Source organism: Mesorhizobium tamadayense (genome assembly GCF_003863365.1).
In the GTDB taxonomy this organism is placed as follows: Bacteria; Pseudomonadota; Alphaproteobacteria; order Rhizobiales; family Rhizobiaceae; genus Mesorhizobium; species Mesorhizobium tamadayense.
Map to the genome: position 1 here is coordinate 1 of NZ_RQXT01000166.1, position 1,299 is coordinate 1,299.

1 pseudogene is annotated in these 1,299 nt (G+C 59.1%); it reads right to left on the bottom strand.

Annotated features, from left to right (window positions below):
* Nucleotides 1-20 precede the first annotated feature (20 nt).
* Nucleotides 21-1,182: pseudogene (locus tag EH240_RS37005) on the bottom strand (IS4 family transposase).
* Nucleotides 1,183-1,299 lie beyond the last annotated feature (117 nt).

The window sequence follows — 1,299 nt, forward strand, 5'->3', positions numbered from 1 at the left end:
GCAGGGCTGTCCGGGGAAAATTATTCATAGGTGAAGGCGATCTGATTGGGCGAGGTGCGGTGTTTTCGGTGGCTTGGATTGATGGGTGGAGGCTTATCGATGGCCTCGATCCTTCGTCGCTGGAGCAAGTATTGAGCTACCAGATCGGTGAACCTCAGGACGGGAATGGTGATGCGATAGGCGCGGATGACAATGCGCAGCAGCGCGTAGGCGAGCATCGCGGCGAAGAGCTGCAGGCGGATTGCATTGTCGTTGTTGCCGAGGAACTTGCGGATCTTGAGGTGCTGCTTGATCCATCGGAACAGAAGCTCGATTTGCCAGCGGCCTTTGTAGAGCTGTGCGACCTCGACGGCGGAGCGATCAAGATCATTGGTCAGCAGCGTGATGGTGTCGCCCTCCTGACGCTTGACGGTGAGACGGCGATCGGATCGGCAGCTTGGAATCGCCCTTGCTGGCGAGGCTCACTTCGGCATCATCGACAATGGTGAAGCCATCACCCTGGGCGACCTCGACGGGGCGACCACAGGCCAGCTTGAGCCCCATGTTGGATTTGGGCCGTGTCACGAAGATCGCTCCGGCGGCCGCAATCGCCGCCCACCAGCCGTAATGGCAATAGCCCTTGTCGAACACGTAGGTCGCACCCTTCTCGATCACGATCGTGCGGCCGATCTGGGCATCATTGATATTGGCGTCGGTGATGTCGAGGATGCGCGGATGATCGGCATTGGGATCGTAGACGACGTGCATCTTCATGCCGCGGATGCGACCGTTCGACTTGGCCCAATCGCACAGTTTGCCGAGCGGGACCGGGGTCGAATCGATCAGCCGCAGCATTGCCGCGCCCTCGCGGCGCGTCTGCCGGTCGAGTTGGCCCGCTACCAAGCTGAACGTCTCGGAAAAGACCGCGACGGGACGCCGCCTGTTGGCATCCGACAAGGTCGACCGCATCAGCGGACCGCTGGCCAAATGGTAATGATGCTGGCTGTTGGCGTTCCAGTTGGCTTCCAGTCCACGCAAGCTGGTGCTGGCACAGAATTGGGCAAAGATCAGCGCTACAAGATGGTCCCAGCTCCTGAACGATTTGTCGTAGGCATCACCGTCGTGACGATCGACGATCTCCTGGAACCGACGCCGGTTGATGCTTTCAAGCAGCTGTCCGAAAATGCTAGGCGTAAAGCGCATGCCCCGTTCCTTTTCTGAGTCTCGCAAACCAGAAATTAGACGGAAAAACCCCGTCTTACGGGGCATGCACCTGCGGCATTTCGATTCACTAGATACTTTCCCCGGACAGCCCTGCCC